Consider the following 26,190-nt stretch of genomic DNA (forward strand, 5'->3'; position numbering starts at 1 on the left):
CCTTACTAATACTCATACCATCTTTCTTTTCCTCACTAAACAAATGAATGTGCAAACATGTTGGTATATTTGTATCGATTGTAATTTGCTATAATTTGTTTATTAACCAATAGGAGGAAAACATATGTTAAAAAACCTACTTTCTACTCACTCAAGCAGGAAAGGTGTGAGCAACTAGTTTTTATCACCTCCTGCTTTCAACTTGCCGGAACATAACATGAAAGTTGGAGGACAATGTACTCGATTTCGAAACGGAACATTACTGTCTTATTTTGGGTGAATTTCTTTGGTGCAATAAGTTTCTTGCAACCTGTATTAACCCTGTTTTATTTGGAGAACGGATTATCAGAAGCCAATATACTAATGATATTGATGTGTTGGAGCGGAGCGGTTTTGATTGGAGAAATTCCAGCGGGTGTTTTTGCTGACCGTTTCGGCCCGAAGATATCGTTTTTGGTGGGTTCTACAATCAAGCTGATCAGTGTGGTTGTGTTACTGCTTTCACACGATTTGTTGTTATTTATGCTTTTTAGCTTCTTGAACGGTTTATCTGTCACCTTTTTCTCTGGAGCTGATGAAGCATTGATATACGAATCCCTAAAGAAAGACAACAAGCAGAGCAAGATGGATGAAGCGATGGGGAAAATTCAGTCAGCTGGATTTATCTCGATGATTCTTGCTGTTTTGTTAGGTTCATTTGTTGCAAAAGATTTAGATCAACAGCAATTTCAGCTTTTGATACTATGTAGTCTTATCGCATACCTGATTGAGTTGATCCTTCTCTTCTTTATACACGAACCTGACGTCGAGATCACGGTATCGGAAGCTTCTGTCAATAAAGTAGTTGAAGGAATATCCGTCATTAAAAAAGCACCACAACTTCTATTGATGTTTCTCAACCTCACGTTGGTATTTATACCTACAGTAGCGGTTTTCGAGAAGTTTGACCAACCACTCATGACAGATGCTGGATTGCCTGTCTATCTAATTGGACCTATCTACGCAGTCGGGGCTTTACTTGCGTTCTTTTCTTCTAGGAACATCGCCTTTCTAACTAAGAAGGTCTCTAGAGTTGCCCTCATGTATGCATCAGGCTTTTTGAGCGCTGGGGGACTATTAATAGCAGCTTTGTTTCAAGATACACTATGGCTTATATTAGGTGTTATTCTCTTCTTAAGGTGGATCGGTGCGATTCGTTATCCGATTTATTCACAACTGAGTAACGATGTGATCCCTTCACACGTCCGTGCAACAACAATCTCATTATTATCAATTTTAGACTCCATTTTTGATCTGATTGTTTTTGTATCCCTACTATTATTTGCTGTCGAGGGTGTATCAGGAATCTTAATAGGCGCTGCTGTCATCGCTCTTCTTGGATCCATGATCCCTATTCACAATGCGCGAGTTAGAAGAGGTAAAGTAGCAATCCCAAAAGAATTCCAATAAAGGTTTGCATTCCGATTTAGTGAGTGATATTATATATTTAAACCATTTTACTTTGAATATATTTAGGATTTAAATTAGCTGTAACTTCTAGAGGAGGTAACAAAGTTAAATCCTCGCCACTGAAGTTGCAGTTTTTTAATGAAGAAAACGTATTACTTAGTGAATGGTGAATTTTAAATTATGTACGATCTGGTACATTAGGAGGCAATTTTCTATGCAAAACGGTAAAGTAAAATGGTTCAACGCTGAAAAAGGTTTCGGTTTCATCGAAGTTGAAGGAGCAGACGACGTATTCGTACATTTCTCTGCAATCAACGAAGAAGGTTTCAAAACTCTAGACGAAGGCCAAGAAGTTAACTTCGAAATCGTCGAAGGTAACCGTGGACCTCAAGCTGCTAACGTAACGAAAGCATAAATAGCACACATCCATAAGAGCCCGGTGACTTGTCACCGGGCTCTTATTTTTATTTAAACCGCTTTGTTAACAGGAGTTCATCATGAATAGGAATATCATGATACCCCTTTTCAGGTATTTCTTTTTTTATATTGCGAGCTTCATCAACTGCCCCAGAATGCACGTCTGTTATTCGATACCCTCTTTTTTGATAAAACTTTAAAGCATGAAGGTTATCATTGGTGGTTAGTAAAGTAACTTTCTCCAAACCTTTCCGAAAAGCAGCGATTTCCACTTCCATTAATAGCCTAGTCGCTATACCCATTCCTTCATTAAAGCTATCGAGCGAAATGATCTCACACTCGTCATCATGAAAAACATATGTGATGATCCCTTCGACTTCACCTCCATTGTTCTTTACAAAAAAGCCATCTAATTCATTGCAATGATAAATCCCTGAGGAAATGACCATAACATCACTACCCCAGCTCTTTTCAAACAACTTTTTTATGTATGTTCTGTCCTTATCTTTAATGGGAATTATTGAGGAAGCATCATCATAAACCATTAGCTGGCAGTCCCGCATCGCTCCTTCATGCCATTCGTGTTGTTTTAACATACACAGTTTCTTGAAACCTGCACTTTCGTAACATGCTATCGCTCTTCTATTCCAAGCTTGAGGATCCATCACAACAAACGTTGCCTTTTCTTTCTTAACAAGGTAATCGACAATCGTAGTCACTAGCTTAGTACCAATTCCTTTATTCCAATAGCCAGGTTCACCAATAAACTGATCTATTCCATAGGTGTTTTGAGGTAGTGTCAGCCATTCAATACTAGAAGAACGGTAGAACTGTACATATCCGATTGGAACAGCTTGGAAAGAAACAATACAACCGGAAACATCCTCCCTGCCAATATAATCCTCTCTTATTTTTCTAACGTATAATGGGAGTCTCTTCCCTCGTAATACTGTAAAACGTTCTCGTCAGTAAGCCATCTTAATAATAACGTTTCATCTTCAGGACCCAATTTCCTAATAGACATCGACCCGGATTGAATAAATGATTCATGATCGCTTAGATTATTCACCTCCACCACCTCCATCAGATCCTCCAATTTCATAACTTTCAGAACCACCCTTGTAATGAAATGATGCGTCTACATAGCTTGAATCAAAGGAAGACTCTATTGTTGGTGACAGAAGCTGATCTTTTAATGATGTTTCGTCTGAACTAGAGATCCAATCCTTAGCAACCGCATAAGCTAGGATGCCTTCTACATCAAGTTGTTCCATTTCCTTTCGTTCTTCAGGGGAAATCTCAACACCATCTCCAATTGAAGTAATCACATACTTACTTGCGCTTGAGCGAGACTCCCATGAGGAGCGAACGATCTTTTCGTGTGGTCTCATTTTCCATTTCTTGCGATTTCGGTCAGCGAAAAAAGCAAGCGATACTACACCTAGGACTAAAATTAGAAGAAACCATGCTATTCCACTCATCCCATTCCTCCCTTTGCTTTTTCCTTTAATTACGCAAAAATGTAATAAAAGTTTCACCTTTGAAATTTCTTTTAGAAAAAGCACAAAAACAGTAATATTTTTCATTAAAATGGGGTATAATAGATAATTTACCCTATATCATTGTTTTTAGCCATGTGTTACACTATAAGAAATCTTCTTATAGATGGGAATTGATATAACAATATGGGAAAATACATGATTGACCACCAAAACCGAATTGTCCATAGGACAGCCTATGCTGGTGATGAATGCCATTTGCCTGAAACACCACTTAAAGATCGGTCTGAGGTTAATCTGGACACAGAACTTGAGGTATTAGTTGAGCAAAAAGGATACCAAAAATGTTCTTCCTGTTTTTTCGGTTCTACATTTGAAAGTCATCTTGAATTTAATCGCCCGAGCAGACATGTTAAACATATATAACGCGAACTATAAAATAGCATTGCTTTAGGCAAGGACTCTAATAAAAAGGGATCCTTGCCTTTTTATGTATGATATTGTTTCCACCCTCCTTTTCTTCGCAGAGCCTTCTCGATAAAACCTTTATTTACGCGACTTTTAAAGGTATAATAATAAATGGTTTCTATTTTCAGAACAATGTCTATATTCTTGAACTTTATTTTTCGCTGTTACTTTACTAGCTTTGTGTTATATTTATAACTATGTTTTTATAAACATACAGTTATACATAAAATTATTTATATACAACAGAGGTGACCGTCAATGAAAACTAGTAACCAACAAGAAAACGTAACAACTTCCGGAATCTTGAAATTCGCTATACCATCTTTGATTGGTATATTCTTATTCATGATTCCTATACCTGCCAAGGAAGGTATAACGATTCCAATTGCAAAACTGGCAGATTGGCTTCAAGTTTATGTTGCCAAATCACTTCCAGTAACGCTGCCTCAAGTGATGACACTTATAATCTCGATTACCGTTATACTTAGCTTTATAGCAGTAGTGGTAAAACCTAAATGGGTAACAAACTCTCCTTTTCTTGTGAATTTATTGCAAGTCACGCCGGTCTGGCTTATCGCACGGACTCTAGGGATGATATTTGCTATTCTCACACTCTATAAGATCGGTCCTGAATGGATCTGGTCTGATGCAACGGGAGGCTTGTTACTAAATAGTCTTATACCTATACTATTTTCTGTATTTTTATTTGCTGGCCTGTTCTTACCACTACTATTGAATTTCGGTTTACTCGAATTATGCGGAGCGCTTCTTACTAGAATAATGAGACCGCTTTTCACGCTACCTGGTCGATCTTCAATCGATTGTCTCGCTTCTTGGATGGGTGATGGAACGATTGGTGTACTTCTTACAAGTAAACAGTATGAAGAAGGATATTATACAAAAAGAGAAGCGGCTGTTATTGGGACAACCTTCTCTGTTGTATCCATTACCTTTAGTATTGTAGTTTTAGCTGAAATGAAACTACAGGCTTATTTCCTTCCATATTACTTAACGATTGCACTTGCTGGTGTGGTTGCTGCGATTATCATGCCGAGAATTCCGCCACTATCTAGAAAGCCAGATGAAACGCATGAGAATGTATCTGACAAACAAAGTGATGCGATTCCAGCGGGTTATACGCCTTTTCGTTGGGGTATTGTAAAAGCGACAGAAACAGCAAAGAAAAACCGAGCCTCAGATGTAGCAAAAGGCGGCGTTCAGAATGTTTTAGATATGTGGATGGCCGTTATCCCTATCGTAATGGCTATCGGTACAATTGCACTAATCATCGCTGAAAACACTCCATTATTCAGTTATTTAGGAGCACCATTCGTTCCACTACTGAATTTAATGCAAGTACCTGAAGCTGCTGAAGCTGCTCAAACCATGGTGATTGGGTTTGCAGATATGTTTCTACCCGCAATCATCGGCTCTAGTATTGAAAGTGAATTAACTCGTTTTGTGATTGCATGTCTATCTGTTTCTCAGCTTATATACATGTCTGAAGTTGGTGGTCTTCTATTAGGATCTAAAGTACCAGTTCGCTTTTGGGATCTCGTCATCATCTTCTTAGAACGAACGTTAATTTCACTACCAATTATTGTAATAATGGCACATATCATATTTTAATTTAGAAGCCAGGATACTCTATCCTGGCTTTTATTAATGGGTTATCATATATATTTATAAATAAGTTTTTTTAAGATCGTTTATATTACGGTATGTGAAATTTAAAATTTATAAATAAAAAAAGACAGCCGTAGCTGCCTTCTATTTATCAAACACGATTACGATTTTGCCTCTAGCATGGTGAGACTCACTTAGTCGATGAGCCTCAATGATTCCTTCTTCTCCAAATGGGAAGCGATGTCCAATTGTTGCTTTTATGTGACCATCAGCAATTAGTTCACCAATTTGCTTCAGCTGTGCACCGTTCGGTTCTAACCAAACCGTTCCTGAGCGCACACCTTTTTCCTTCGCCTTCTCTTTGTCTGGCATAGCCACAATAGAAGCAAGTCGTCCGCCTCCATTTAGTACTAGGAAGCTCTTATCTAACACTTCTCCACCTATCGTATCTAGAACGACATCATACTCCTCAAGCACTTCTGAAAAATCCTCTTCCTTGTAATTGATAGCGCGATCTGCACCTAACGACTCTACATACTCGATGTTCTTCCCGCTACACGTAGTTGCTACATAAGCACCTTTGTACTTCGCTAGTTGGATCGCAAAGCTTCCAACACCACCAGAGCCTCCATGAATAAGGACTTTATCATCCTTTCTCACATCCGCAAAGTCTATTAAGCACTGCCACGCTGTAAGTCCTACTAATGGAACGGAAGCCGCCTCTTCAAACGAAATATTGTCAGGCATATGTGCAAGTAAATGAGCATCCACCACAACCTCTTCTGCATATGTTCCATTCGCTGTAGTGGCCGGTCTAGCAAATACACGGTCGCCTTCACTGAATTCTGTAACGTTCTTTCCAATTCGCTTTACTTTACCTGCTATATCCCAACCTAAAATGATCGGGAAGTTGAAAGGTAATTTCTCTTTTAAATACCCCTCTCTTACTTTCCAATCGATTGGATTAATCGAAGTTGCATAACTTTCTACAACTACCTGGTCATCTTGAGGAGTCAGGGAATAAAGCTCAACTTCTTTTAACTGTTCACTTCCTCCATATGATTCAATAACTACAGCTTTCATGAAAGGTACCTCCCTTTTTAAATCATTTATCCTTTACTTTTCAATTCGATCAAATTTGCTCAACGTGATGATCTGTTGAACAGTCAAGCTCCCTTTCCATTCTCGCTTAGCCTGTTCCCAGTCTTTTTCGTATTGTCCCCATTCCCATGTAGGTTCCCAACTACCGTCTTCATTTTGTTGATCTACGATGTAATCCAGATTCACAAGAAGCTCCTGATTTAATTCATCTACGAATGGAGATTCATCTGATTCCACAAGTACAACTGGTTGAACGCCGTATGAATCCCACTTTTCCGGACGGTCGACTATGTACGGAAGCTGCTTATGAACCTTGTCTGTGATTACTTCTTTTATATCTCCACCTGCTAAATCAGCAAGTCTTAAATAGCATAGAACTTCATGTATCTCGTATTCATTCAAATCACTCAAATGATCCATCACTTTCATCAGCATCTCAGATTTAGGCTCTTTATCATCACTGAACGCTAAAAGGTAACCAACGATTTCCGCATCTGGGTTCGCTGAGTACTTCTGTTCCCCTGGATGAACACTCCACCATGGTGCATGAGGTACATCATTTACTGCTTCAGGTACAGCTTCCCAGCCCTCTCCTACACGGTAAGTATCTTGAAAATATTCGATTCCCTTTTTTATAAAAGGATGGTTCTTTGGCAAGCCGAGCTTTGTTAAATATTGAAACGCAACAGATGTAGCCATCGGAGATGACTCTTCAAGACGAAAGTCCGGTTCTAAGCTATGACCAAACCCTCCATCTTCATTACGGTACTTCTCAAGTTCATTTAAAACTTGTTCTTCGTTTCCTTCACCCTTCCAGTATTTAAAAAAGGCGCGGTCGATCCCTCTCGCCTCATTTTCAATATACGAACATGCTTTTTCAAATTGCGCTTTCGTTAATTTCTTCATTCAAAACCGTCCCTTCGTTTGTACTTGTCCATACAATACACAATATCCATAATTCTCTCTTCTAAATCATCATTTTCAATAAAAAAGAAAGAGCGAGGCTTTACCACGCTCTAAATGAAACAGACTAACTTACTTGAAAACTTTCCTCAAGAGCTTTACGTAGCTCATCAGGGATTTGCTCGCTTTTTTGTTCTTTAAAATTAAAGTACACGATGACAGACTCTCCCTCTGCAACAAGCGTACCGTTTTTAGCGTTTCTCATTCGATGGCACATGACAAAACTCTTTGTTCCGATCTTCTTAATAAATGTTTCCACCGTAAGACTTTCTCCGAAATACACCTGGGCATGAAAATCACAATTTGTAGATACCAAAATGAATTTCCAGTCTTCTGTACTAGAGTCCCCTCTATGTTGATTTAAAAACTCAACTCTAGCTTCCTCCATATATATAAAATAACTTGTATTATTCACATGCCCTAGTGCATCCGTTTCGCAAAATCTAACCTTCACATTCATCTCGTGGCTCATGTTCTTCCCTCTCTCTATCACCTATGTGTAAATTGTGGTTTTCTCTTTTCAAAGAAAGCAGTCACACCTTCTTTAATATCATCTGTTTGAAATACTTGATCGAATAACTCTGCTTCAAGATCAATCCCTTTTTCCATCGGCAGTTCTGACCCTTTATTGACAGCTTTCTTAATTCTAGAAAGGGACTGAAGTGATTTATCCGATATTTTTGAAGCAAGACTTTGCGCATATGTCATACCTTGTCCAGTCGGCACGACATGATTAACAAGCCCATACTGCTCTGCCTTTAGTGCACTGATTGGTTCACCAGTGAACATGATTTCTTTTGCTCGAGCTTCTCCAACCAATCGTGGCAGCCTCTGAGTACCCCCACCACCTGGGAACAAGCCTAACTTAATTTCAGGAAGCCCTAACTGAGCTTGATCTTCTGCAATACGGATATCACATGTCATCGCAAGCTCGCACCCTCCACCAAACGTTAACCCATTTAATAGAGCGATCGTTGGCTTAGGAAAATCATCGATATAGTTAAACATGCGATGGGTATCCATCACGATATCCTTGAAATTGCCCTGCCCCATCCATTCAGGAAACTCCTTAATATCAGCTCCCGCTACAAAAGCCTTGTCTCCAGCACCTGTCAAAATAATTGCTACAGCTTCATCATTCGATTCAAGCTCTCCAAAAACCTCAAAAAGATTCGTAATTACTTCTTTACTTAGTACATTGAGGGGAGGGTTATTAATTGTGACAATTGCTGTTCTTTCTTTAATCTCATATGTTACCTTTTCCATTCCAAATCACTCCTTTGTTATGTAGAACATTTTTCAACGATAATAAAGAGCTACATATCAATCTTACATGTAAACGTTTGTAATTTTCAATATATTTAAACTGTTTTATTTTTAGATAATCGGGAATTCCAGTTTTACATTTTATGAAAGGAGTCTTATTATGAATGAAAACCTATACCGCCTCACACTTGATTATGAAGAATCAATAGATTCTTGTGAGGGCAAAACAGTACCAGAATTTATTGCTAATTTCATCTATGGATCAATGGACTATAACAAGGATAATTTCGATAAACTACAAGAAGAAATGAGTAAACAAGCTCAAAATCAAGAACCAGAGGAATTTAAGCGCGCTTTTGATGAGATGCTATTGTACTTAAGAGATAAATTCATTGAACTAGATCCAAATAAAGAGTATTGGGCTCTTCATTACAGAGAAGGAGTGAGCGCATTCATCGCGATGATCGATGGATTGGTTATACAATATTTCTCTGGTTTATACTCGGTCGATGATTTAAAAGAAAGATCCCAGTTATTTGCAGATATTATTGTAAGAGGTTTTGTTGGAGTAAAAGAGCACCATACAGATGTGATGTCTAGAGACTAATACAATACCCTGCCACTCATGTGGCAGGGTGTCTTATTTTAGGAATTCAGTTGATAGACGTCCGAGTACTTATTCTCTAGATACTCGATTAAGTACTTCGCATTAAGGCCTTCGCCAGTAATATCTTTAATAATTTCAACAGGCTTCTTCATCTTCCCATACTGATGGATATTTTCAGTAAGCCACTCTTTTATTGGTAAGAGGTTGCCTTCTTCTAATAACTTGTCAAAATGAGGAAGGTCTTTTTTGATAGCATGTTTGATTTGTGCTGCGTAAATATAGCCTAGTGCATAGGACGGGAAATACCCAAAAGCTCCACCTGACCAGTGAACATCTTGAAGAACACCATTCGCATCGCTGTCTGGCGTTATACCAAGGTACTCTTCCATCTTCTCATTCCAAATCGACGGAAGATCTTTCACTTCTATCTCCCCATTGATCAACCCTTTTTCGATTTCATAGCGAACCATAATATGAAGAGCATACGTCATTTCATCTGCTTCAATTCTGATAAGAGAAGGACCCGCCACGTTAATCGCACGGTAATAGTCATCCAAGCTAACATCGTCGAATTGACCAGTTGAATATTCCTTTAATGTGTCATAGTTATCTTGCCAGAACGACTTATGACGACCTACGAAATTCTCCCAGAATAGTGATTGAGATTCATGAATGCCCATTGATGTTCCTGAGCAAAGAGGTGTTCCTATTAAATCTGGAGAGATGTTTTGTTCATACAATGCATGTCCACCTTCATGAATCGTTCCAAAAACAGCTGTGCGGAAATCAGTTTCATCATATTTTGTAGTCACTCGAACGTCTCCAGGGTTCAGTCCTGTAGCGAATGGATGGACTGTCTTGTCAAGACGACCTGCATTAAAGTCATACCCCATCTTCTTCAGTATTTCTAAACTGAATGCCTGCTGCTTATCTTCAGGAAAATGCTCAAACAAGAAGTCCGTCTTTGGCTTGTCTTTTGACTCCACTACCTTTTTCACGAGAGGGACGATGTGTTCACGAAGTTGTCCAAACACGCGATCGATCATATCCACCGTTACGCCAGGCTCATACAAATCTAAAAGAGTATTATACTTATTCCCTTCGTAACCCCAGTACTCCACAAACTTTTGATTAAAGGCTACTAGTTTTTCAAGGTACGGACGAAAGAGCTCAAAATCATTGTTTTCCTTCGCTTCCTCCCATACGCTTTCAGCCTTTGAACTCAAGATGACGTATTCTGAATATTCCTCTGCGGGAATCTTTATATTTCTATCGTACTCTTTTTGACATTCTTCGACAGTTTTCTTTGTTTTCTCATCTAACTTACTCATGACATCTTCTTCGGAAAGTTTAGATAAAAATTCTTTCATTTCACTGGATACGGACATGTTAAATACCTCAGACGACATCATCCCGATAACTTCTGAGCGTTGCCCTGCACCTTTTTTTGGAGCTCCTGTTCTTAAATCCCAATACATTAATCCGATTGCTTCATTAAAGCCTGTCATCTTCTTCGTATAGTTCAAAAAGTCTTGTTCAATTTGATTTAAATCAAATTGCATCCTTATTCCTCTCCCTTTTATTAAATAGTTTGATTACACTACCGCACATTCGACAATGCTCGTGAAAATATGTAACGTTTTGTCGGAAGTTAAAAAATTCAAAAACAATAGATATTGAAAAACTCATGTTATCCTTTTTATAAGGAAAATATAGTTCAAGGAGGGGTTAGATTGTCTATCAAAGATCTGATCAGTACATTCGAAGAGGTTAAAGGAAAGCAACCAGCTTCTGCAGACGAGCTACTAGATTTTGCTCAGGCGAACTACTTACGAGGCCACATTTCATTGCATGAATACCAATGCTGCTTTAAAGAATTGAATGCCCAAGGTGCTAAGAAACCCGAATATTTCTCTGAAAAAGAACTGAAAACAACTTGACCCTCTATATAACTATCCTACCATAAACTGTTTACCTAAAAACAAACTAGCACGAAAAAAAGACATGGGCTGCCCCATGTCTTTTCTAATGCTGTAACGTAATTTCGAGATTAGTAAAACGATCATTCATGCATAAAGGGCATTCCTTTTGCGATCTATTTAATATTGCACAACACTGTTTACAATACTTCATCTTCATACCTCCATTGTGAATTCCAATGAAGAACTAATTCCCGAATCTATACCGTTCAAAACGGGTACTTACACACCTGCGCCCCCGCTTGAAATCACAGCGATCAAGATTCCTATGAATGCAACGGTACCAATAATGGAGAGAATCGATAACGCTACAAAGATCCACCCAGCAACCTTGCGATTCGTTTTAATCAAATAAATCCCAAGTGGAAGTAGTGTGAATAGAAAACCTAATATTCCCCATAGCCATGGATTCTTACCATGCTTTGGTGCATCTATAGCAAGATACACAGCAACTATGATAGGAACTAGAAAAGTAAAAAAGCTTATTTCCATGCATATATCCCCCTTTCTATTGCATCGACCAATAGAAACGATACATCAAAATGCTTGATGCGTCTACAAATTACCTTGAAGAAAGCACAAAAAAATGATTCATCATACCTACCGAAGTAATAATTTTCCCATCATAGTTTTTTGTACGATAAAGTGAAAAAACATACCAGTTCGATCGCTCAGTGTTAGAAGATAGATAAGGGACTACAGCAAGGTCGATTCCAATTTCGACTAATGTATTCTGATCCTTTTTCAATTCATCCGAAGCCCATTCTACATAACCTTCAGTGTCTGGATTCGTAAATAGCATTCCTACCATAACCAATACACAAATAAAAAGTCCTGTTCTCTTCATGGTATCCTCCCAAAAGTGTGCCTCTTTAAACTTATCCATATTTATCCGTTTACATGCAGGTTGTTCTCGGGTAGAGAATACTAGAACGCAATTCTAGATAGGAGGAATTATTCATGAGACAACACCGTATCAATACGCTTAAACCTGGAGAACATTATACTGCTAAGGAACTGGATAGCTTTGTATCCACGACTGATGTTGTGTTACTAGCAAGTAATGCATCACAACTTTTTTCTGATCCTGAAAGAGAATATAAAGTAGTGAATGAACTAGAAGGATTTTTTGAACATTCCTCAGATGACGGCGAGAAATATTTTCGAGATAAACGCGCATACATCGTTGAAAAAGTATAAGTAAAAAAAGCCCCTAAGCGATACAAACGCTTAGGGGCTTTTCATATTTTAATCCTTGGGTGGTCTCGGACCAAAGAACTGATAATAATGTGTTTTGATATCACCGTTATAAAGCTTACGGTTCTTCGATGATTTCTTACCATATAGCTCTTCGAATTTCGGATGAGAAGTTAGGATGTAGATCGACCATGTATCGAGACGGTTACGGAACGCTCGTCCCATGTCTTTATACATCTGTTCAACTTCCTCACGGTCACCAAGACGTTCACCGTATGGCGGGTTACCAATTAAGCAACCATACTCCATCTTAGAACTAACATCAGAAACCTGCATCTGTTTAAACTGAAGCATATCTCCGAATCCAGCTTCAAGAGCATTGTTCTTCGAAAGCTCGACCATCTTCGGATCAAGATCACTGCCAAAGATATGAAGAGGCTGATCATATTTTGCGAGATCCTCTGTTTCGATCATCGCCTCTTCCCATTTTTTCTTACCGATCCAAGCCCAGTCTTCAGAAGCGAACTCCCTGTTAAAGCCTGGCGCGATGTTCTGTCCAATCATAGCTGCTTCAATCGGAAGTGTACCTGATCCACAAAACGGATCGATAAATGGCTTATCTGCGTTCCAGTTTGTAAGCATGACCATTGCAGCTGCCATCGTTTCTTTTAACGGAGCTGCACTGTGTAGGTAACGGTATCCTCTTCTATGCAATCCTTTACCGCTTGTATCGATAGTAAGTGTCGCAGTATCTTTATGAATGGCCACTTCAATCTTAAATAGCGGTCCATCTTCATCAAACCAGGACACATTGTATTTTTCTTTCATACTCTCAACGATAGCTTTCTTCACGATAGCCTGGCAATCCGGAACACTATATAACGTGGATTTCACCGATTTACCTGAAACAGGGAACTCAGCATTTTCTGGCAAGAGATCTCCCCAAGGAAGTGCTTTTGTTGCTTCAAATAGTTCGTCAAAAGTGGTTACTTTGAATTCCCCTACCTTCAGCTTCACGCGATCAGCCGTTCTTAACCAATAATTCGATCTGCAAATTCCGAGCTCATCACTTTCATATGTAACTTTTCCATTATCAATTCTTACGTTCTCAAAGCCTAGATCTTTTACTTCTCGCCCTACGAGAGATTCAAGTCCCATAGTAGCTGTTGCAATCAATTCATATTTTGCCATTCTCTTCAACTCCGATCGTATGACTACATCTTAATATGATAATATACCGTTCATTTTGCCGACTTAATCATACAGGAATTCCTCTAAACATGCAAAAAAGCCCTATTAGGGGCTTTTCAAAGTAGATAACGTTCTGTAAGCCATGTTCTGTTCCTTCGTACTGCAAGCGGGTCTCCCCTCGCACTTAGGTGGTAATCATCTATCTCCAGACGCGTCCTCCGTCTGGCTTTCTATCCGTTAAATTCCTTCAAGAAAGCTCCCCTACCATAATTTGGGTTTCTCGCTCGTGGGGTTTACCTCGTTCCACTCTTAATGTTTCCATTAAGACTTCGTCACTGTGGCACTTTCAGAGTATTCAGGCCATATCTCGAAAGACGTAGGCCCTTTCCCCGCCGTTAGCCCTAAAGGACTACCCTGACTTATTTTTTCATCAGGCACGAACACTACGATCATCTCAGATCGTGCGAGCATGGACTTTCCTCTACATAAGAAATAACTTATGCAGCGATCACCCGAACGTTATCTTTATTAGGACAGCAAACTTAATTATAGCGTAATTAATAGAATTATGCAAGAAACTGTTTGTAGAACTGGTTTATATATTATTTTCTATTATTAATACGGTAAGTGAAATTTATTGTTCAAGTTAAGAAAAAACCACCTCATTTTGGCGGTTTATTCATATAGCTTACTTCCAAAGACGTGCTTCTCTAGATTAGATAATCGCTTTAAAATATCATAGTTTGTGTTTCCAGGTTGCGTTTGAGAGCGCGTTTGCTGGCGCTTTTGTTGTTCAGACATACGATCCATCTCTCTTCTTAACCTGGTGTTTTCTTGACGAAGTTGATCGAGTTCATTTTCAAAATTCTCATAATCCTTGATTACAACATCTAAAAATTTGTCTACATCATCTTGATCATATCCACGGAAGCCACTTTTGAAATCTTTTTCAAGAATATCTTTAGCTGTTAATTGTAACGATTGCTGCTCTGCCATAATATCACCTCAGTATGTACACAGTTTTTGTCTTTATTTTATTCTTCCAAAAGTCGCTCGACTTGTCAATTGGAATGTTTACTGCTTGTAAAAATCTGGATCACTTTCCTGCATGTCCTGCTGAAGCAAATCAAGATCGATAGGGGTTATCGTATACACTTCGTACCCACCTTGCTGTTTATTTCTGTTCTCTGCTTCTTTTAAATAATAATCTGGTGATCCTGGCGTGTCTTCGTCATAAAGAATCAGCATCGCATTGCTCTTCTTTATTAAGAATTCGTTTTTTGCTTTCAGTTGACCAGGGTTTTCATACGGCCTATTCGTTATGGATTCTACAAAATCAGCTTCTGAGAGGATCATTTGATAATATTCTTGAGAGGACTCTTTCCACTTCTTCTCTTGATCAAGAAATGGTGTTAACACAGCTAATTTAAGATCTGGAAACTCCTCTCGTAAATCGAGGGCTACTTCCCCTGCCCATAGTTCGATACCTGTTTGTCCACTAATTAGAACCCATTCAAACTGCATATCTTCTATCAATTGAGACATTCTAGTTCTGAGGGCCGTCTTTATGATGTGCAATCCAGGATGATCATCGTTAAAAATCCCAATTTCATGAGCTTTATATCCTGTCACGAGCAGTACATTCGCCATTTTTTCAACTCCTACTAAAAAACGAACTGGAAACCAGTTCGTTTTTTATGATTATCTTCTTCTTTTTTGAGCAGGACCTTGACCAGGTCCACCAGGACCCTGCATCGCTCCTGCAACTTGTGATGGATCTCCACCATATCCTGCTGGCATTGCGCCAGTCGGGCTTGGAGGTGGATAGTTATTTTGATGCGAAGCCAATACTTCGTCAGACTGTGTTAGTGGGTACACATGGTTGTGCTCATACATATGATGATGAACGTTCTTGATGTGTGTTGGATGGATGTGTTCCACTTGATGCTTGTAGCAGTAGTTCTTTACACATTGCTTTGTAGGATAAACAAATGGACCTGTAGGACAAGGACCTTGATTCGCTGGACTTACTTGACCATTTCCACCCTTCATAGCAGGACTGACTTGGTGTGGCATGTTTGCATTAGGACCTTGCATAGCCGGACTCACTTGGTTCGGCATATTCGCATTTGGCCCATGCATTGCTGGACTTACCTGATTAGGCATGTTTGCGTTCGGACCATGCATCGCAGGACTTACCTGATTAGGCATGTTACCGTTTGGACCCATATGATCATTACGTCTAAACATTTAGTAGGTTCCCCCTTCTAGAATAAAGATTTCCCTACTAATTTATGTAACCACCTGCGTACATGTACTGTGTGTTTGTCCTTATTTCCCGTTTGAAACGTAAAGAAAGAGCCTATTTTTGTTGGACAATCTCGGAATCATCAAACAATTGAGCAGACTCGCTAATTTCACTCATAACAACTACTGTTAATGCAATTACCAAAAAAAACAACACCATGATGACCTGTTTCACTTTCCATCTCTCCATTACGTTATTACTGAATCGTGTTAATTCGCAGAATGTTTTTTCCTATTCAAAGTTACAACAAGATACGACAATTGTAAACGCAGAAAAGACAAGTTTTTGCATAGATTACGTCGAAATGAACATTATTATGCGCTTACCCGGGAAATGATTTATGTTCTTCATTATTTCCTGCCAAAAACCAGGTTTTCTCGCTGTATTCGTTGCATTATTTCCTCATCTAGTGAATTCTCGACATCTAACTTATTAAACAGCTTCAAGCACAATTCCGCAGTCATCTTCGCATCATTCAATGCATGGTGCCTCTCATGACGCTCAATGTTCAATCTCCGTATCAATGAATCGAGCTGGGGATTACCTGAAGGAAATACTTCTTTAGCTAAAGCTTCCGAATCTAAATAAGGAGGCAAATAGTCTGGAAGGTCCCATTTCTGAACGAGAGCTTGTAATACGTATACATCGAATTTCACGGGATGAGCAATAAGAGTTGTGCCCTCACTAAAGGAAATGAATTCTTCTAGCGCTTCAAGGAAAGACCATCCTGCTCTAATCTCTCCAATTGATAACCCTGTAAGTTGCCTAACAAACCTTGGAACTTTGTTAAAAGGCCGAACGATCCGATAGAATGACTCGTCCAAAATGCGACCTTCTACTAAATCAATCTTTACCGCTCCGATCGAAATGACTTCATCTCCGATCGCTGGATAGAATCCAGTCGTTTCTAAGTCAAACACTGTGAAATAACGCAGACTCTCTGACTGATGTTGCGGTAACTTTTCTTGAAGCCGTTTATAGACAGGAGAATCAACTTCTTTTCTCATTTTCTTTTTCCATTTTCGTCGATCAAATAAAACATATCGTAATAGTTTATATCCTATTGAAGGCATAGCTAAATACTCCGGTTTCTACGGAAGCTTAGTTCACTTACTTGTTGCATTCGCTTTGCAACGAGCAATGCTTCCCTCATTTTCCTTCTTTCTTCTTTATCCCATTCTTGAGGTTTAACGATATTTGTTATCTCAATATCCTTACTTAACTGATAGAGATTTTGCCTGATCCTAAAGCTATATAAGTAGTGAAGAGCTGTTTCAATATTTACTACATCACGATGATGAAAAATTTCCTTTCGCTTCAATTCATTTAGGCGTTTGATCGTATTCACTTCTTCAACGCCGTATTTCATAGCGAAAATTCGAATCCCATTTACGATTTGCATAATGGCGGACTTTTTCAAATCAAGCGTTTTTTCTTTTCCTCGCAGCTGCAGCTTTCCTATTGGATTCAACGGAACGCGAAAACGAATCGTATCCTTCATCAATAGCATTTGGAGAGTATGAGCCTTTTTAATCCTGTCCGTAATGGAACGACGTAAACTTCTTGATAAATCAAAATCACCGTAGACTGGTCGAAAGTCCATAAAGATCGTAAAATTACGGATTTCTTCTGCGTCCGTCTCTGTAATCCATCGATTTACCTCTTTTTTCCAATCGGTAAGCGATCGTCTCCATTTTGAGTTCTTCGCCATAATCCCGCCTGAACACTCTGGTAAACCACATTCAGTTAATCGTTCATTGATTTTAATCGTTAACTTACTAAAATAAGCGTCGATTTCATCTCTGTGAGAAAGATGCTCATAATCATCGATAATCATGCCGTTGTCTTGATCTGTACTGAAGGCCTGCTCTTTTCTACCTTCACTTCCCATCACGATAAAACAATAATTTACAGGCGGTCTGCCGTGCCCTTCTCGAAGCATTTCCTTTTCGGCAAGGAGAATGACTCTTCTGTGGATCTCATCATTGTAATTAGACATCATCTCACAGATCTCATACCCTAGCGTATTTTCGTTTAGTAAATCCTCTATGAAAGAGTGGAATTCTTTATGATTTGGAGGAGAAAGACTTACTATTTCTTGAAGCTCTTTTGCTCTTGAGAGCCTATACGAAAGGTCAAGATAGGCTGACTCCTGTATACCTAGGAACGACTTAGCGGATACCATTCCTACGAGCTTATCTCGTTTCACCACAGGTAGAAGAGAGACTTTATGAAATTTCAAATAAGCCAGTGCTTCATAACTAAACGCATCTTCCTCAACGAGATTAGGATTTTGATACATCCACTTATGAATAGGATCTTGAAAATCACCGTGAGTGAACGCGTTAAACAATTCGAGCGGCGTGACAGTTCCCATCACACTTTCTCGATCCTCGCTCACGATCACACCATCATAGTTGTTCGTTCTAAACAACTCTGCAGTTTCTAGAACGCTATAAGTCGGTGGAATCGTTACTTTTGAATCCATGATCGAACTCACTCTCGTACGATAAAGTGCGATATTTTCCCCTTCTGTCTCACGATCTCGCTCTTGCTTGATCTCATCATAAAGACTCCTCATACGCTCACCGATCGTATCGAGAACGTTATGAGAAAACGCAGGGTTTTCCGTCATGATCTTAAGCATGACTTCCTTCTTAATTCGGATTACTTCACAATCATCGTTCGCTTGAACAGAAAACGTCATCGTCTCATCTGTAAGCATAATCATGAGTCCGATCAAATCCCCTGGATAATAAAAGCGCATCGTAGCCTGTTGACCATTCGATTTATGGACAATATTTTTTGCAATACCTGACACTAACAAATAGAGAGCATCTGCATCCTCATCTTCATGGTACAGAAATTGGCCCTTATGGTAGGTGGAGAAACGGGCTGAAGCGATTAACTCCTCAACTTCCGCATCGCTTAGCGAGTGAAAAGGTTCTTTTTTCTTTAGTACATCATAAAAGTCCTGCATAATAACCTCCTACCGTTTGCGAGCTTCTTTCAGCTCTAACCGTTCGATTCGTTTCATATAGTGATTCCGTTCTTCTTCTGCTTTATCTTTCATGATCCGCTTCTTGCTTTTCCATTTCTGATAGCCTGACAACGCATAATGCAACGCCTGTTCATAGTCTTTCTCTTTATGCTCGTAATATTTAGCTAGCTCGATATCACACTCTTCATCGTTCGTGGATTGTGATAATTGGATCCATATTGAGATTGCCCTTGCTAACTCTCCTTGCTTTTTGTAAATCATTGCGAGTGCTTTTTTTGCTTCTCGTTCATATTTCCCATTCATTGAGAGCTGATAAAGAGAAGCTGCATGATCATCTTCACCGATCGCTTCCCACCATCTCGCTGATTGGAACTGCTCACCAGCTGTTAAGAAATCCCCGCTGATGTCGAGTAGTAAATTAGACAAGTGGATATAAAGGGTGATCAGTGAAAGGATATCTTCTTCGTTATGCTTCATGACGCTTGAGATTAAGTCAGGGTCAGGATCTTTCACAAACTCGAAATACAGCATTGGCGCTAAATAACCAGGTGTGTCTTCTTTACGAGTAAAATGAAGCTTCTGTTCCTCAACGTTCGAGAGTCTGACTGATTCCATATCATTTTTCCAAAACCTTCGCGCACCATGGAGAAGGTCGAAATGACCGAATTGAGGGAGGTTAGGAACTTGTTCTCGAATAAGCGTATGTCTTGTTTTAACCTGTGGCCAGTCAAATGCCTTTCCGTTATACGTCACAAGGTTCTTCAAGTCTTGGACATCATCAAGGAAAGCTTTATACATCGGAACTTCTGCTCCTGGCCCAGGGAGAAAATACTGATTCATTGAAATACCTTCATTAGTATACTGACAATACCCTAGTAGAAAGATCGTATTCCCAACCCCTCCACCGAGACCTGTCGTTTCAGTATCAAAAAACAAGAGGTCATTAGGATTCAAATCCTTTGATGAGAGTGGATGAGTTCTATGAAAGTTGTTCCACCGCTCGATGACACACTCAAGCTCATTGAATACATAGCGACCATGCTTATGTTCCATCGGATATGTTTTCTTTCTGATCATGGCATACTCATCATCAAAGAAGAATGGTTCTGCATCAAGACGTGACCATTTATCAAGATGAGGAACAGTAAGGCTAGTTTCCTTAGGCCTCACACCTTCTTTCTTTTCGTCAGTGTTTATATGGTTTTTCATTCGGTTTAGCTTCGCTTTAAGTGACATATACACGTTCACCTCTTACCTATTTAAGAGAGCAAAGAGTGGTCTTTCCAGTCACAAGTGTCGCTAAACACAGGAACCGTCACTCTTCAATCAGTCTTCTTAATAATTTCATACTCAGTTCTTTTGCATGACTTGCCTCATGCTCTGTTCCGATGCATGCAGGACAACCGTCCTCACACGGACATTGCTTGATAAGATTCTCGGCTGATCTTATCAGTTCTTCAAATCGTTTATACAATTCATCTGAAAGGCCAATACCACCAGGATAACGATCATAAAGAAAGATCGTAGGTAGATTGTTATGTGTCGCTTTGATTTGTGGAACGACGTGAACATCGTTTTGGTCACACATAACGAGTACAGGAACGACATGTTTGATCACGTTTGAAATTCCAGAAAGAACTTGTTCCATCGTTTTCGTTCCAAGCTGATCTTTGTCTTCCTTCAAACTAACCCAAGTAGAGGTTGTGTGGAGCTCTTCTTCAGGAAGGTGGATTGGTCCAGAACCAATATTTTCAAACGTACTCATCTTGATTTTCTTGAAAATAGTCGGCATCGCATTTACTGTAACATCACCAAAGCCAACAGTAGATGTATCGTGCTCACTAAGCTTGTCTTCTTCTAGAACTTTCAAGCTAACTGCAAGGTTCGCATCAGTAAAATATTCCACATCAACTTGACGCACATAAGCTTTCTTTTCGTCCCAATCTAATTCCTCTACTTGATATTGAATCCCTTGATGTAAATATATCGCTTCATCATGTAGTAGCGTCATGGCACTAAACCGGTCCATTTCTCCGATTACAGTATGATCGGCAACATTCGACTGGTCGATAATAATCACATTCTCCTGTGATGCAGACCTAAGACTGATGTTGTGAGCCGGAAACGAATCGTTCATCCAAAAGTACTTATCGCCTCGATGATGCAACAGATTCTCCTCAGCAAGATATTCTAGTATTTCCTCTACTTCCATCGAACCAAATCGATCGTCTATTTTAAAAGGAAGTTCATAGGCTGCGCACTTGACGTGATCAACAAGAATCACTAAGTTATCAGGATTTATTCGTGCAGATTCAGCAGGACGATCAAAGAAATACTCTGGGTGCTGTACAATGTACTGATCGATTGGAGTAGATCCAGCGACCATCACGATCAGCGATTCCTTTTCTCTCCGACCAGCTCTTCCAGCTTGTTGCCAAGTACTTGCAACACTACCTGGATAACCCGTCATCACACAAACTTGCAGTTGTCCGATATCAACCCCAAGTTCGAGCGCGTTTGTACTTACGACGCCCATAATGTCGCCACTACGAAGACCACGCTCAATTTCTCTTCTTTGTTTTGGTAGATAGCCCCCTCGGTAACCTCTTATCGATTTAGGTCCAATATCTTTTTTCACAAGTTCTTGTAAGTGGCTTAATATGATTTCAACCCGAACGCGACTTTTCGCAAAAACAATCGTTTGAATCTTGTTTTGCAAAAAGTCCTTTGCGATGCGATTTACTTCAACCGTAGCACTTCTTCTTATATTTAATGGCTGATTCACAATAGGAGGGTTATAAAACACAAAATGTTTTCGACCTCTAGGTGCCCCGTTGTTTTCAATAAGAAACATGTTTTCTTCAGTCAACTGCTCAGCAAGCTCTTTTGGATTTGCGATTGTTGCAGACGTACAAATAAAAATGGGATCACTGCCATAGAAATTGCAAATTCGCTTCAATCGCCTTATTACATTCGCAACATGACTCCCAAACACGCCTTTGTACGTATGAAGTTCGTCGATCACGATATATTTTAGATTCTCAAATAAAGAAACCCATTTCGTGTGATGTGGAAGAATAGCAGAGTGTAACATATCTGGGTTCGTTATCACGATATGACCTGCTTTTCTTACGACCTGTCTAATATTTGGAGCGGTGTCTCCGTCATATGTGTAGCTCTTTATATCGATCCCCATGTCATCAATCATTTCTGTCAGTTCACTACGCTGATCCTGCGCCAGAGCTTTTGTTGGAAATAAGTATAGCGCACGGCTATTCTCGTCTTCAGCGATCGACTGTAGCACAGGAAGATTGTAACAGAGGGTTTTCCCAGAAGCTGTAGGCGTAACAGCTACAATACTATTACCGTTCTTCACCTCATTATAAGCGTCATACTGGTGGGTATAGAGCTGTTCGATCCCTCTTTCACTAAGGGCATTTTTAATTCTATGATCAAGGGAACCAGGCATCTCTCTCATCTTGGCAGGTTTTGGTTCAATCTCATGCCAATGAGCTATGTTTTCATCTTGCTTTAATTCATGTATTAATGTTTCTAACGTTTGTTTTCGGTTCATCGCTCTCACCTCATATGTTCTATGCCTATTGTAGCGAATGTCTGTTTGCAATTCTACCTATATGCAATAGAAAAAGAGGCCATGCGCCTCTTCTTTACAATCTCCATTCGGTTCTATATGGTAGAAAGCCTCTTCATCAATCTTCAATTAACTTTCGATATATACGATCGATCTTCTCTTTATCGATTTCATTTTTATCTAATAACCCTTTTGCTTTATTTTCATAACCCTTTAGAACTGTCTCAATATAACTCAAAACGGGTTCAGGATTCCGTATTGGTTTTCGATTTAACAGATCATAACTATACATTTTAATTTCCTCTGGTATGTTTGTTGTTTCCAAAAGAGCGGTGAGATTCATTTCAGGCATGGTTTCTTCAACAGATATCCATTGTACAAGTAAAAGTGACTTCAGAGCATACAACAAATGCTTTTGATTTGCTGTTTTTCTGAAACTCTTACAATTCCCTTTTCCCAACTTAACATAGTGAAATAAAATCGGTTTTACCTTTATCAACTCAGTAGCAAGAGTTCGGACTGGGAGAAACTTAGCACTTTCTTTGTAAATGATCTGTGAATGCAGCCATTCTAAAAGTGTAGGGTTCGATTTGCTTAGGAGCCAAAGCGTTTTCTTGATGTCCCATCCATGCAGTTCGATGTCTCCGATCGTGCTTTCAATAACGTCTCTTTTATCAAAAAGTGAAAGGTACCACTCTCTTGGATGAGTATAAATGAACCTTACATCATAATCGCTATGTTCTGACTCATACCCAAAAGCGCGACTTCCCGCTTCGCATGCATATAAAATCTCAACATTTCTCTCATGTTCTATGGAACGTAATGCTTTCTTAATCTTTTCCATCACCATACCACCTTAAGAAAAGCTACCAGGATCGGCTCCCGGTAGCTTTTTCTACTTCAGTTTATTCATAATTTGATCGATATCCGCTGTTGGCATACCACAAGTAAAATTCTCACATAGATAAACCATTGTTTCATTTCGCTTCTCAAACTCTGAAGCAAATGCAGCAGTTTCCCGTAATTCAGAAGGATTATCGGTCATGTGGGTAGTGAGCTCTGGCAAAAATGAACGTTGGAAAAACTGCTGGATCTTCTTCGTCTGATCATTTTCTAATTCCCCAATGACAACCGCTTCCTTTGGAGAAGAAATCGTAAGAAGCTTGCTCATTAAGAAATACGCATGACCGCTCGGATAAGATGACACATCTCCTGCGAATGCTGTAAACATCTTATTGCTCCACTCCTCATACTCCGTTTCACCAGTAAGCTTCGCTAGACGGAGAAGTTGAAGCGCTGCAACGCTGTTTCCTGATGGTAGTGCGCCGTCATGAACATCTTTTGGTCTTGCGATCAACTTGTCCGCATCATGCCCATAAAGGAAGAAACCGCCACTTTCTTCATCCCAAAAAAAACGATACATATCGTCTGCCAACCGCTTTGCTTTTTGTAGATGAACCGGGTCATATGTCGCTTCATAGAGCTCAATCAGCGCCCATAAACCATAAGCATAATCATCATGAAATGCTTTAAACTTCACTTCACCATCTCTGTATCTCGCCATTAGACGATCGTTTTCTACTAGGTTTTCTTCTATGAAAGCGTAAGCACGTTCCGCATAATGCTTGTAATCATCGTTATTGAATACTTTGCCAGCTTTTGAAAATGCAGCGATCATAAGCATGTTCCAGCTAGTCAAAATCTTATCATCTTTGTGAGGATGAATACGCTTTTCACGTTCTTCGAACAGTTTTTCATGTGCTGTGCTAAGCATTTCACGGTATCCTTCTTCAGTATAACCATATTCCTTTGCTAGCCTTCTTACATTTGTCTTTATGAGGTTCGGTATATTTCGTCCTTCAAAGTTACCATTTTCCGTAATATCGTACGTTTTGGCGTATAAGTCTCCTAATTCATCACCTAGGATAGAAATCACTTCTTCTTTTGACCACACGTAGAATTTACCTTCTTCGCCCTCCGAATCAGCATCTTCGGCAGAATAAAACGCACCTTCACTTGACGTCATATCTCGCTTCACGTACTCAAGGACGTTCTCTGCGATTTCCTTATAACGTTCGTTCTTAGTCACTTGATAGCCTTCAGTATATGCGATTGCGAGCATCGCATTGTCATAAAGCATCTTCTCGAAATGTGGGACAAGCCATTCTTGGTCGACTGAATAACGAGCGAAACCATAGCCGACATGATCATAAATCCCGCCGTTCGCCATACCATCGAGCGTTCTCGTCACCATTGTAGACGCTAGTTCATTGTCAAACGTACGAGCATACCGTAACAAGTACATCAACATGTGTGGCGAAGGGAATTTAGGTGTCGTGCCAAACCCACCAAAAATAGTATCGAACATATTCTGCATTTGATCAAAGCTTTTATGAAGAGGTTCTTCCGTAAGAGCCGTTCCTTCTGACCTCATCCGTTCTTGCAGGGACAGCGTGATCTTATCACCGATTCTGGTGATTTTATCAGGGTTCGTTTTATACTGTTCTGAAAGCTGCAAAATCGCATCTTTGAACCCTGGAATATTATAACGGCTTTCTTTAGGAAAGTACGTGCCCGCATAAAACGGCTTTTGATCCGGAGTCACAAATACATTCAACGGCCAGCCTCCCTGTCCCGTCAATCCCTGACAAACCTTCATATAAATTGAATCGATGTCCGGTCGTTCTTCTCGGTCTACTTTAATCGCTACAAAGCGTTCATTCAATAGCTTTGCCGTTTCCTCATCCTCAAAGCTTTCGCGCTCCATCACGTGACACCAATGACAGGTCGAGTAGCCTATAGATACCAGTACAGGCTTATTTTCCTTCTTCGCTTTTTCAAACGCTTCTTCTCCCCAAGGATACCAATCGACGGGGTTATGTGCATGTTGTAATAAATACGGTGACTTTTCTTCGATCAACTTATTCACATACGTGTACCCTTTCTCTTCTTCACTCATACCTTCACCTCCCAAAGTTTTAGTAGACATTATAAGTGTATCAAGAAAACGAAATGATGAAAAAGCTGAACTTGCCAATTTTTTCTTAAAGATGATGAGCATGTCCTCCACCTCATGCATACTCTATTATGTAAGGAGGTGCTACCCTTGAAGAATAATCAACCCTATATAAAGAGACTATCAAAGCGTCCTCGTCTTGCCGGAGACCGCTCTTGTTCATATAGACCTGATACAGGCGGAGAAAGTACAAGCGCAGGAGACTGCTCAAGATTTTGTTCATCCGTTTGTCGTAGGTTATTTCCTTTAAGCTTTAATCAATGTGTGAGAGATTGCCAATCATGTCAAACTGGACTACTCTTTGAAACTGATGAAGAGTACCTAGAAGATGACGACGATGATGATGATAGAGACGAAGATTAATAACAAAAGTCACCTACTCGGTGACTTTTCAGGTTGTCGAGAAAGTCTCGACAACCTATTTTTTTGCCTTTTTTTATCTCGCCCTTTTGTTAAGCTAGAGATAGATTCTTTTTAGGCGGTGATGTAATGTTTCAATCTAAGAAAGAT

General features: G+C 39.6%; 28 protein-coding genes and 1 other RNA gene. 7 read left to right on the forward strand and 22 right to left on the reverse strand.

Annotated elements, in window-relative coordinates:
• Positions 1-234 precede the first annotated feature (234 nt).
• Positions 235-1,449 (forward strand): MFS transporter, encoded by a 1,215-nt coding sequence (locus tag LCM09_RS13885; RefSeq protein ID WP_224882790.1) that lies wholly within the window; start codon positions 235-237, stop codon positions 1,447-1,449.
• A gap of 214 nt (positions 1,450-1,663) precedes the next feature.
• Positions 1,664-1,864 (forward strand): cold-shock protein CspD, encoded by a 201-nt coding sequence (gene cspD, locus LCM09_RS13890; RefSeq protein ID WP_224882799.1) that lies wholly within the window; start codon positions 1,664-1,666, stop codon positions 1,862-1,864.
• A gap of 49 nt (positions 1,865-1,913) precedes the next feature.
• On the opposite strand, the gene LCM09_RS20920 is transcribed toward cspD, so the two are convergent.
• From LCM09_RS20920 to LCM09_RS13910, 3 genes are read right to left on the reverse strand one after another with little or no spacing between them, the layout of a single operon-like run.
• Positions 1,914-2,777, reverse strand: a complete 864-nt coding sequence (locus tag LCM09_RS20920) for a GNAT family N-acetyltransferase (RefSeq protein WP_318246524.1) — start codon at positions 2,775-2,777, stop codon at positions 1,914-1,916.
• Positions 2,774-2,935 (reverse strand): hypothetical protein, encoded by a 162-nt coding sequence (locus LCM09_RS13905; RefSeq protein WP_224882801.1) that lies wholly within the window; start codon positions 2,933-2,935, stop codon positions 2,774-2,776. The genes LCM09_RS20920 and LCM09_RS13905 overlap by 4 nt, the downstream gene beginning before the upstream one ends.
• Positions 2,928-3,347: a hypothetical protein gene (locus LCM09_RS13910; RefSeq protein WP_224882802.1), complete on the reverse strand. Its 420-nt coding sequence runs from the start codon at positions 3,345-3,347 to the stop codon at positions 2,928-2,930. Before LCM09_RS13910 ends, LCM09_RS13905 begins: the two co-directional genes overlap by 8 nt.
• Positions 3,348-4,091: 744 nt before the next feature.
• Here LCM09_RS13910 and LCM09_RS13915 point away from each other — a divergent pair.
• Positions 4,092-5,462 (forward strand): YjiH family protein, encoded by a 1,371-nt coding sequence (locus LCM09_RS13915; protein WP_224882804.1) that lies wholly within the window; start codon positions 4,092-4,094, stop codon positions 5,460-5,462.
• A gap of 141 nt (positions 5,463-5,603) precedes the next feature.
• Here the strand turns inward: LCM09_RS13915 and LCM09_RS13920 are convergent, their stop codons facing one another.
• The 4 genes from LCM09_RS13920 to LCM09_RS13935 form a co-directional block, all read right to left on the reverse strand.
• On the reverse strand, positions 5,604-6,542 hold the full coding sequence (locus tag LCM09_RS13920) for an NADP-dependent oxidoreductase (RefSeq protein ID WP_224882806.1): 939 nt from the start codon (positions 6,540-6,542) through the stop codon (positions 5,604-5,606).
• A gap of 33 nt (positions 6,543-6,575) precedes the next feature.
• Positions 6,576-7,466, reverse strand: coding sequence for a hypothetical protein (locus LCM09_RS13925; protein WP_224882808.1), 891 nt, complete (start codon positions 7,464-7,466; stop codon positions 6,576-6,578).
• Between the two features lie 124 nt (positions 7,467-7,590).
• On the reverse strand, positions 7,591-7,995 hold the full coding sequence (locus tag LCM09_RS13930) for an acyl-CoA thioesterase (RefSeq protein WP_224882810.1): 405 nt from the start codon (positions 7,993-7,995) through the stop codon (positions 7,591-7,593).
• Positions 7,996-8,012: 17 nt separating this feature from the next.
• Positions 8,013-8,789 (reverse strand): enoyl-CoA hydratase, encoded by a 777-nt coding sequence (locus LCM09_RS13935; RefSeq protein ID WP_224882812.1) that lies wholly within the window; start codon positions 8,787-8,789, stop codon positions 8,013-8,015.
• 160 nt (positions 8,790-8,949) lie between these two features.
• On the opposite strand from LCM09_RS13935, the gene LCM09_RS13940 reads away from it, so the two are divergent.
• A complete protein-coding gene (locus LCM09_RS13940) occupies positions 8,950-9,396 on the forward strand; it encodes a hypothetical protein (protein ID WP_224882813.1) in 447 nt (148 codons plus the stop codon).
• 38 nt (positions 9,397-9,434) lie between these two features.
• On the opposite strand, the gene LCM09_RS13945 is transcribed toward LCM09_RS13940, so the two are convergent.
• Complete coding sequence (locus tag LCM09_RS13945) at positions 9,435-10,958, reverse strand: carboxypeptidase M32 (RefSeq protein WP_224882819.1); 1,524 nt, start codon at positions 10,956-10,958, stop codon at positions 9,435-9,437.
• Between the two features lie 171 nt (positions 10,959-11,129).
• Between LCM09_RS13945 and yppF the strand changes: the two genes are divergently transcribed.
• Positions 11,130-11,336, forward strand: a complete 207-nt coding sequence (gene yppF / locus LCM09_RS13950; protein ID WP_224882821.1) for a YppF family protein — start codon at positions 11,130-11,132, stop codon at positions 11,334-11,336.
• Between the two features lie 261 nt (positions 11,337-11,597).
• On the opposite strand, the gene LCM09_RS13955 is transcribed toward yppF, so the two are convergent.
• Both LCM09_RS13955 and LCM09_RS13960 read right to left on the reverse strand, forming a co-directional pair.
• Positions 11,598-11,867, reverse strand: coding sequence for a hypothetical protein (locus LCM09_RS13955; protein WP_224882822.1), 270 nt, complete (start codon positions 11,865-11,867; stop codon positions 11,598-11,600).
• Positions 11,868-11,937: 70 nt separating this feature from the next.
• Complete coding sequence (locus tag LCM09_RS13960) at positions 11,938-12,222, reverse strand: DUF4359 domain-containing protein (protein ID WP_224882824.1); 285 nt, start codon at positions 12,220-12,222, stop codon at positions 11,938-11,940.
• Positions 12,223-12,335: 113 nt separating this feature from the next.
• On the opposite strand from LCM09_RS13960, the gene LCM09_RS13965 reads away from it, so the two are divergent.
• The gene (locus LCM09_RS13965; protein ID WP_224882825.1) at positions 12,336-12,575 is read left to right on the forward strand and encodes a hypothetical protein; all 240 of its coding nucleotides are present in this window, start codon (positions 12,336-12,338) and stop codon (positions 12,573-12,575) included.
• A 48-nt stretch (positions 12,576-12,623) separates the two neighbouring features.
• On the opposite strand, the gene LCM09_RS13970 is transcribed toward LCM09_RS13965, so the two are convergent.
• The 12 genes from LCM09_RS13970 to LCM09_RS14020 all read right to left on the reverse strand — a co-directional run bounded on the left by LCM09_RS13970 (position 12,624) and on the right by LCM09_RS14020 (position 25,623).
• Entirely contained in the window at positions 12,624-13,763 is a 1,140-nt protein-coding gene (locus LCM09_RS13970; RefSeq protein WP_224882827.1) for a THUMP domain-containing class I SAM-dependent RNA methyltransferase, read from the reverse strand.
• A 131-nt stretch (positions 13,764-13,894) separates the two neighbouring features.
• Positions 13,895-14,283, reverse strand: an RNA gene (gene rnpB, locus LCM09_RS13975) — RNase P RNA component class B.
• Positions 14,284-14,438: 155 nt separating this feature from the next.
• Positions 14,439-14,759 carry a cell division regulator GpsB gene (gene gpsB, locus LCM09_RS13980; protein ID WP_224882836.1) on the reverse strand — a complete coding sequence of 107 codons (321 nt, stop codon included), beginning with the start codon at positions 14,757-14,759 and terminating at the stop codon, positions 14,439-14,441.
• Between the two features lie 78 nt (positions 14,760-14,837).
• Entirely contained in the window at positions 14,838-15,413 is a 576-nt protein-coding gene (locus tag LCM09_RS13985) for an SLOG family protein (RefSeq protein ID WP_224882837.1), read from the reverse strand.
• A 51-nt stretch (positions 15,414-15,464) separates the two neighbouring features.
• Positions 15,465-16,013 (reverse strand): CotD family spore coat protein, encoded by a 549-nt coding sequence (locus LCM09_RS13990; protein ID WP_224882839.1) that lies wholly within the window; start codon positions 16,011-16,013, stop codon positions 15,465-15,467.
• A gap of 112 nt (positions 16,014-16,125) precedes the next feature.
• Positions 16,126-16,260, reverse strand: a complete 135-nt coding sequence (locus LCM09_RS20810) for a hypothetical protein (RefSeq protein WP_263622960.1) — start codon at positions 16,258-16,260, stop codon at positions 16,126-16,128.
• A gap of 161 nt (positions 16,261-16,421) precedes the next feature.
• Entirely contained in the window at positions 16,422-17,144 is a 723-nt protein-coding gene (locus tag LCM09_RS13995) for a 3'-5' exonuclease (RefSeq protein ID WP_224882841.1), read from the reverse strand.
• A gap of 2 nt (positions 17,145-17,146) precedes the next feature.
• Positions 17,147-19,051 (reverse strand): DUF294 nucleotidyltransferase-like domain-containing protein, encoded by a 1,905-nt coding sequence (locus LCM09_RS14000; RefSeq protein WP_224882843.1) that lies wholly within the window; start codon positions 19,049-19,051, stop codon positions 17,147-17,149.
• Positions 19,052-19,060: 9 nt separating this feature from the next.
• Positions 19,061-20,308 (reverse strand): ribonuclease H-like domain-containing protein, encoded by a 1,248-nt coding sequence (locus LCM09_RS14005; protein WP_224882845.1) that lies wholly within the window; start codon positions 20,306-20,308, stop codon positions 19,061-19,063.
• Between the two features lie 79 nt (positions 20,309-20,387).
• Positions 20,388-22,646 carry a DEAD/DEAH box helicase gene (locus tag LCM09_RS14010; protein WP_224882852.1) on the reverse strand — a complete coding sequence of 753 codons (2,259 nt, stop codon included), beginning with the start codon at positions 22,644-22,646 and terminating at the stop codon, positions 20,388-20,390.
• Between the two features lie 136 nt (positions 22,647-22,782).
• Complete coding sequence (locus LCM09_RS14015) at positions 22,783-23,508, reverse strand: nucleotidyltransferase domain-containing protein (protein ID WP_224882854.1); 726 nt, start codon at positions 23,506-23,508, stop codon at positions 22,783-22,785.
• A 51-nt stretch (positions 23,509-23,559) separates the two neighbouring features.
• Positions 23,560-25,623 carry a thioredoxin domain-containing protein gene (locus tag LCM09_RS14020; RefSeq protein ID WP_224882856.1) on the reverse strand — a complete coding sequence of 688 codons (2,064 nt, stop codon included), beginning with the start codon at positions 25,621-25,623 and terminating at the stop codon, positions 23,560-23,562.
• Positions 25,624-25,770: 147 nt separating this feature from the next.
• On the opposite strand from LCM09_RS14020, the gene LCM09_RS14025 reads away from it, so the two are divergent.
• Positions 25,771-26,043: a hypothetical protein gene (locus LCM09_RS14025; RefSeq protein WP_224882858.1), complete on the forward strand. Its 273-nt coding sequence runs from the start codon at positions 25,771-25,773 to the stop codon at positions 26,041-26,043.
• Positions 26,044-26,190: the final 147 nt, after the last annotated feature.

Source organism: Guptibacillus algicola, from assembly GCF_020171805.1.
Lineage (GTDB): Bacteria > Bacillota > Bacilli > Bacillales > Guptibacillaceae > Guptibacillus > Guptibacillus algicola.